Annotated in this window: 6 protein-coding genes; 2 read left to right on the top strand and 4 right to left on the bottom strand. The window is 69.3% G+C overall.

The features are described 5' to 3' along the window. Nucleotides 1–120 precede the first annotated feature (120 nt). Entirely contained in the window at nucleotides 121–3153 is a 3033-nt protein-coding gene (gene uvrA / locus ACFQ7F_RS44920; protein WP_383285256.1) for an excinuclease ABC subunit UvrA, read from the bottom strand. Between the two features lie 223 nt (nucleotides 3154–3376). Between uvrA and ACFQ7F_RS44915 the strand changes: the two genes are divergently transcribed. Together ACFQ7F_RS44915 and ACFQ7F_RS44910 are read left to right on the top strand one after the other, a co-directional pair. Continuing rightward, nucleotides 3377–4060, top strand: a complete 684-nt coding sequence (locus ACFQ7F_RS44915) for a maleylpyruvate isomerase family mycothiol-dependent enzyme (protein ID WP_383285253.1) — start codon at nucleotides 3377–3379, stop codon at nucleotides 4058–4060. Nucleotides 4061–4070: 10 nt separating this feature from the next. Then, a complete protein-coding gene (locus ACFQ7F_RS44910) occupies nucleotides 4071–4727 on the top strand; it encodes an MBL fold metallo-hydrolase (protein ID WP_383285250.1) in 657 nt (218 codons plus the stop codon). 30 nt (nucleotides 4728–4757) lie between these two features. Here ACFQ7F_RS44910 and aroQ read toward each other — a convergent pair whose 3' ends face one another. From aroQ to ACFQ7F_RS44895, 3 genes are all read right to left on the bottom strand, one after another. Continuing rightward, complete coding sequence (aroQ, locus tag ACFQ7F_RS44905) at nucleotides 4758–5219, bottom strand: type II 3-dehydroquinate dehydratase (RefSeq protein ID WP_383285247.1); 462 nt, start codon at nucleotides 5217–5219, stop codon at nucleotides 4758–4760. A 55-nt stretch (nucleotides 5220–5274) separates the two neighbouring features. Next, a complete protein-coding gene (locus ACFQ7F_RS44900; RefSeq protein WP_383285244.1) occupies nucleotides 5275–6372 on the bottom strand; it encodes a calcium:proton antiporter in 1098 nt (365 codons plus the stop codon). A 33-nt stretch (nucleotides 6373–6405) separates the two neighbouring features. Further along, nucleotides 6406–6728 (bottom strand): hypothetical protein (locus ACFQ7F_RS44895; protein ID WP_383285241.1); only part of this gene is annotated, 323 nt, incomplete at its 5' end.

Below are 6728 nucleotides of genomic sequence, written 5' to 3'. Positions count from 1 at the left end.
GGGGAAACCCTTGTCCGGCGGCCCGTTGGCGCCCCGAAGGGGCGCGAGGCTGTGACACGAGCGGCACCGCCGCGGGGCGCGCCCAGCCACGACGCACCCGCAGAGGCAAACGGCGAACCGTCAGTTCTTACGGGTCTTGGCCGCCTTCTTGGCGACGGCCTTGGTGGCGACGGCCTTCTTGGCAGTGGTCTTCGCGGCGGTGACCTTCTTGGCCGCGGACGTCTTGGCGGGGGCCTTGGCCGCCGCCGACTTTTTCACCGCCGAGGAAACCGCCCGCTTACGCCCCTGCGAGGGCAACGCGTCGCTGATCCGGTCCGACTCCAGGATGTCCCGCAGGAACTTGCCCGTGTGGCTCGTCGGGACCCCCGCGATCTCCTCGGGCGTGCCCTCGGCGACGACGAGACCGCCGCCGTTGCCGCCTTCGGGGCCCATGTCGACGACCCAGTCCGCGGTCTTGACGACGTCGAGGTTGTGCTCGATGACGATGACCGTGTTGCCCTTGTCGACCAGGCCGGACAGGACCGCGATCAGCTTGCTGATGTCCTGGAAGTGCAGACCGGTGGTCGGCTCGTCAAGGACGTAGACGGTCCGTCCCGTCGAGCGCTTCTGGAGCTCGGAGGCCAGCTTCACGCGCTGGGCCTCGCCACCGGAGAGCGTGGGGGCGGACTGGCCGAGCCTGACGTATCCCAGACCCACGTCGTTGAGCGTGCGCAGGTGGCGGGAGATGGCAGGCACCGCCTCGAAGAAGTCGAGCGCCTCTTCGATCGGCATGTCCAGGACCTCGGCGATGGACTTGCCCTTGTAGTGGACGTCCAGCGTCTCGCGGTTGTAGCGCGCCCCGTGGCAGACCTCGCAGGGGACGTACACATCCGGCAGGAAGTTCATCTCGATCTTGATCGTGCCGTCACCGGAGCAGTTCTCGCAGCGACCGCCCTTGACGTTGAAGGAGAAGCGGCCGGGCAGATAGCCCCGGACCTTCGCCTCCATCGTCTCCGCGAACAGCCTGCGGACGTGGTCGAAGACTCCGGTGTACGTCGCCGGGTTCGACCGGGGTGTACGGCCGATGGGCGACTGGTCGACGTGCACGACCTTGTCGACGAGGTCGTCGCCCTCCACGCGCGTGTGCCGCCCGGGGACGGACTTGGCGCCGTTCAGCTCGCGCGCCAGGTGCGTGTAGAGGATGTCGTTGACCAGCGTCGACTTGCCGGAGCCCGAGACACCGGTGACCGCGGTGAGGACACCGAGCGGGAAGGAGACGTCGATGTCCTGGAGGTTGTTCTCCCGGGCGCCGTGCACCGTCAGCTGACGGGTGGGGTCCGTGGGGCGGCGCAGGTCGGGCACCGGGATGGACTTCTTGCCGGAGAGGTACTGACCGGTGATCGACTTGTCGTTGGCCAGGAGCTCCTTCATGGAGCCGCTGTGCACGACCTTGCCGCCGTGCTCGCCCGCGCCGGGGCCGATGTCGACGACCCAGTCGGCGACCTTGATGGTGTCCTCGTCATGCTCGACGACGATGAGCGTGTTGCCCATGTCGCGCAGGCGCACGAGGGTCTCGATCAGGCGGTGGTTGTCGCGCTGGTGCAGGCCGATGGACGGCTCGTCCAGTACGTAGAGGACGCCGACGAGGCCCGAGCCGATCTGTGTGGCCAGGCGGATGCGCTGCGCCTCGCCTCCGGAGAGGGTGCCCGCGGCGCGGTTCAGCGAGAGATAGTCCAGGCCGACGTCGACCAGGAACCGCAGCCGTTCGTTGACCTCCTTCAGGACGCGCTCGGCGATCTTCTTGTCGCGGGCGCCCAGCTTCAGCTCGGCGAGGAAGTCCGCGCAGTCGCTGATGGACATCGCGGAGACCTCGGCGATGGACTTCCCCATGACCGAGACGGCGAGGACGATCGGCTTGAGGCGCGTGCCTTCACAGGTGGGGCAGGGCACCTCGCGCATGTAGCCCTCGAAGCGCTCGCGGCTGGAGTCGCTCTCGGCCTCGCTGTGGCGGCGCTTGACGAAGGGGATGGCGCCTTCGAAGGCGGTGGTGTAGACCCGCTCGCGGCCGTACCGGTTCCTGTAGCGGACCTCGATCTGCGTCTTGTGGCCGTTCAGGAGTGCCTTCTTGGCACGCTGCGGGAGTCCGGCCCAGGGCATGTCCGTGGAGAAGCCGAGGGCGTCGGCGAGCGCGCCGACGAGCCGTGCGAAGTAATCCTTGGTGTGGCCGTGCGACCAGGGGTGGATGGCGCCCTCGTCGAGCGACTTGTCCTCGTCCGGGACGATCAGCTCGGGGTCGACCTCCATGCGCGTACCGATGCCCGAGCAGTCCGGGCAGGCGCCGAAGGGCGAGTTGAAGGAGAAGGAGCGGGGCTCGAGCTCCTCGAAGGACAGGTCGTCGTACGCGCAGTACAGGTGCTCCGAGTACATGCGCTCGCGCTCGGGGTCGTCCTCGGGGAGGTCGACGAAGTCGAGCACGACCATGCCACCGGCGAGGCCGAGCGCGGTCTCCACGGAGTCGGTCAGGCGGCGCTTGGCGGAGTCCTTCACCGTGAGGCGGTCGATGACCACCTCGATGGTGTGCTTCTCCTGCTTCTTCAGCGTGGGCGGCTCGGAGAGCTGGATCGTCTCGCCGTCGACCCGCGCGCGGCTGTAGCCCTTGGTCTGGAGGTCGGCGAAGAGGTCGACGAACTCTCCCTTGCGCTCGCGGACCAGCGGCGAGAGGACCTGGAAGCGGCTGCCTTCCGGCAGCTCGAGGACCTTGTCGACGATGGCCTGCGGCGACTGCCGGGCGATGGGGCGCCCGCACTCGGGACAGTGCGGCTTGCCGATGCGCGCGAAGAGCAGGCGGAGGTAGTCATAGACCTCGGTGATGGTGCCGACCGTGGAGCGCGGGTTGCGCGAGGTCGACTTCTGGTCGATGGAGACCGCGGGCGAGAGGCCTTCGATGAAGTCGACGTCCGGCTTGTCCATCTGGCCGAGGAACTGCCGGGCGTACGAGGACAGCGACTCCACGTACCGCCGCTGGCCCTCGGCGAAGATCGTGTCGAACGCGAGCGAGGACTTGCCCGACCCGGAGAGCCCGGTGAAGACGATGAGGGAGTCACGCGGGAGGTCGAGCGAGACGTTCTTGAGATTGTGCTCGCGCGCGCCACGGACGATGAGACGGTCGGCCACGCCGGTCCGCACCTTTCTTGAGAGAAGTGACAGGGGCGGGACCCCTGTCATTCACAGACTAGGGCGAGCCACTGACAACGCCGGGACGGATGCCCTGGTTGATAACAAACCCGGACCGCCAAGAATGCCCGATGCCGCATCCGACCATATAGCACGCGCATTCGATTTGCGGTGCCGCTCCGACACCTTCACCCGAACGTGTGGCACGGCTATCGTCGGGCGCATGATTGATCATGTGCGCGACCTGGCGTCTGTACGTGACGCGACCGATCGGCTGCTCACAGCAGCCGCGAAACTGAACAACGATTCGACCGCCGAGCCGTCACGCCTGCCGGGCTGGACCCGTGGCCACGTCCTCGCCCACCTCGCCCGGAACGCGGACGCGCTCGTCAATGTTCTCGCCGGACGGCCCATGTACGTCAGCGCGGACGCGCGGGACGCGGACATCGACCGGGACGCCCCGAGGCCGCTCGCCGAGCAGCTCGACGACGTCCGCGCGAGCGCGGCCCGTTTCGAGGCCGAGGCCGCCGTCCCCGCCGACTGGACCCGCACCATCACGATGCGCAACGGGGTGACCGACTCCGCGTCGCGGGTGCCGTTCCGACGGTGGGTCGAGGCCGAGCTGCACCACGTCGACCTGGGCATCGGGTACGAGCTCGAGGATCTGCCGGAGGAGTTCGTGCAGCGGGAGATCGCGTTCCTGGCGGCGCGTTTCTCGGGCAACGCCGACGTCCCGCCCACGCGAGTGACGGACGGCACGCACACGTGGAGCACCGGCCGGGAAGGCGAGCCCGAGGTCACCGTCTCCGGCCCCGCGTCCGACGTGGTCGGCTGGCTCGCGGGCCGTCGCGACGGCTCCGCGCTCACGGCCGAAGGCGGCCTCCTGCCCGCCCTGCCCCCGCTATAGGCTGAGGCGCATGACGTACAGCGGAGCAGTGAAGGTCGGCGGCGGTGCGGACGTACACGAGTTGCAGGACCTGATGATCTCGAAGGTCGCCGTCGGCCCGATGGACAACAACGCCTATCTGCTGCGCTGCCGGGCCACCGACGAGCAGCTCCTGATCGACGCGGCGAACGACGCCGAGACGCTGCTCACGCTGATCGGTGACGACGGCATCGCGTCCGTCGTCACCACCCATCAGCACGGCGACCACTGGCAGGCCCTGGCCGCGGTCGTCGGGGCGACCGGCGCACGGACCTACGCGGGCCGCGAGGACGCGGTGGGCATCCCGGTGCCCACGGACGTGCCGCTCGTGGACGGCGACACCGTCCAGGTCGGCCGGGTCTCGCTCACCGCGCGTCACCTGGTGGGCCACACGCCGGGCTCGATCGCCCTCGTGTACGACGACCCGCACGGCCACCCGCACGTCTTCACGGGCGACTGCCTCTTCCCCGGCGGCATCGGCAACACGCACCAGGACCCGCAGGCGTTCGCGAGCCTCCTGAACGATGTCGAGACGAAGATCTTCGGCGCGCTCCCCGACGAGACCTGGGTCTACCCCGGCCACGGGAACGACACGACCCTCGGCACCGAGCGCCCGCACATCGCGGAGTGGCGTCAGCGGGGCTGGTGAGCCGCACAGGCCGACGTACGCCGCCGGGGCTCAGGCCCCGGCGACCAGCGCAGCCACCCGCTCCACCGCGAACGCGTACCCCTGCACACCGCACCCCGCGATGACGCCGTCGGCGCGCTGGGAGACGTACGAGTGGTGCCGGAACGCCTCGCGCTGATGGATGTTGGAGATGTGGACCTCCACCACCGGCATTCCGTCACAGGTGTTGAGTGCGTCGAGAATCGCGACCGACGTGTGCGAGTAGGCCGCGGGGTTGATGACGATGCCCGCGTGGTGCTCGCGTGCCTCGTGGATCCAATCCACCAGCTGACCCTCGTGGTTGCTCTGCCGCAGGTCCACGGTGCCACCGTGCGCGGCCGCGGCCTTGGCGCACAGCGCCTCGACGTCGGCGAGGGTGTCCGAGCCGTAGATCTCGGGCTGGCGCTGACCGAGCAGGTTCAGGTTGGGGCCGTTCAGGATCATGATCGGGGCGTTGGCAAGAGTGCGGGTCATGGGGTCAGCGTACTGAGGAGCGGACCGCGCCCGGGTAGCCCCCTGCGGCCGCCCGTCACGGCGTGACCGCCAGTTCCAAGTACGCCGCGAACAGCACCAGATGGACCCCGCCCTGCAGGAGAGTGGCGCGCCCCGGCACGACCGTGAGCGTGCCGACGATCAAGGTGAGCGCGAGCAGCACCATGTGGGTCGGGCCGAGCCCGAGCACCAGCGGCCCGGAGAGCCAGACGGAGGCGACCGCGACGGCTGGGATGGTCAGGCCGATGCTGGCCATCGCGGACCCCAGGGCGAGGTTGAGGCTGGTCTGCACCCGGTCGCGGCGGGTGGCGCGCACGGCCGCGATGGTCTCCGGGAGCAGTACGAGCAGCGCGATGATCACGCCGACCACGGAGTGCGGCATGCCGGCGCTCTGCACACCGGACTCGATCGTCGGTGAGACCCCCTTGGCGAGGCCGACCACACCGATCAGGGCGAGGGCGAGCAGGCCCACGCTGATCAGGGCCGTGCGGGTGGAGGGACCTGTGGCGTCCTCGGAGTCGATCACCTCGCCCTTGCGGGTGATCGGCAGGAAGTACTCACGGTGGCGCACGGTCTGGGTCGCCACGAACAGGCCGTACAGGACGAGCGAGGCGAGGGCGGCGAAGGTGAGCTGTGCCGTGGAGAACTCCGGGCCCTGCTTGCTCGTGGTGAAGGTCGGCAGGACCAGGCTGAGGGTGGCGAGCGTGGCGACGGTCGCGAGGGCGGCGCCGGTGCCCTCGGACTGGAAGACGGCGACGCGGTGGCGGAGGGCGCCCACCAGGAGGCACAGGCCGATGATGCCGTTGCAGGTGATCATCACGGCGGCGAACACGGTGTCACGGGCCAGCGTGGAACTCTTGTCGCCACCATCGGCCATGAGCGTGACGATCAGCGCGACCTCGATGATCGTCACGGCGACCGCGAGGACGAGCGAGCCGAAGGGTTCACCGACGCGGTGCGCGATCACCTCGGCGTGGTGCACGGCGGCGAGCACGGCCCCGGCGAGCACGAGCGTCACCAGGGCCACGACCGCGCCCGGCAGATCGCGCCCCCAGGTGAGGGCGAGGAGCACGACGGCCAGGACCGGCACGGCCGCCGTCCACTGCGCGACGAGTCCCCGGAGCCGAGTGATCATGCCTTCGATGCTGCACCGGGCGCCGGGGCCCCGCTACTTCAGGTCTGTCATCTCCCGTACGTCGCAGTCCGTGAAGGAAGGACCGCTCGTGCACATCGCGGCGAGCTGCTCTGCCGTCCTCGCCGTCTGCGGAGCTTCGCTGTTGCGCCGCGCGTCCTCGGCCGAGGCGAACTCGAGCACGACGAAGAAGCGGCGGGGGTTGCTCCGGTCCTGGAGGACGAGGCGGTGCGTGGGGCCGCCGTCGCGGCCCATGGCCTGCTGATCCGCCTGCTCGATCACGGACCGCATGTCGTCGATGCGGTCGGTCTCGAACTCGATCATCTGGACGAACTTCATGCGTCCAAGCAAGCACGGCC

Origin of the sequence: Streptomyces sp. NPDC056486, assembly GCF_042795295.1 — a bacterium.
Classification (GTDB): domain Bacteria; phylum Actinomycetota; class Actinomycetes; order Streptomycetales; family Streptomycetaceae; genus Streptomyces.
The sequence above is the reverse complement of the archived record's forward strand: the minus strand, read 5'-3'. Positions and strand labels throughout refer to the sequence as shown.